Source organism: Arthrobacter sp. MDB1-55, from assembly GCF_059092925.1.
On the sequence record NZ_JBNHID010000012.1, the window covers coordinates 1 to 228 of the forward strand.

1 pseudogene is annotated in these 228 nt (G+C 61.4%); it reads left to right on the plus strand.

The annotated features are described in order from the left end of the window. A pseudogene (locus AC5RU3_RS15645) lies at positions 1 to 228 on the plus strand (hypothetical protein); the annotation flags it as partial.

Below are 228 nucleotides of genomic sequence, written 5' to 3' on the forward strand. Positions count from 1 at the left end.
GCGATACCAATGGTGGGCTGCTCGGCGGTGTGGTTGCCGACGTGGACGCTGTTGCTCCGATCAATGTTGGCGGGAATGCGATCTCGGTGATCGGTGATTCTTCCAGCAAGGGTTCGGATTCCTCGGCTGGTGGTTCCACTTCCGGTGATGCCTCGAACGGTGGCCACGGTGGCGATGGTGATGGTTACGAGGGCGGTACCGATGGTGGGCTGCTCGGCGGTGTAGTTG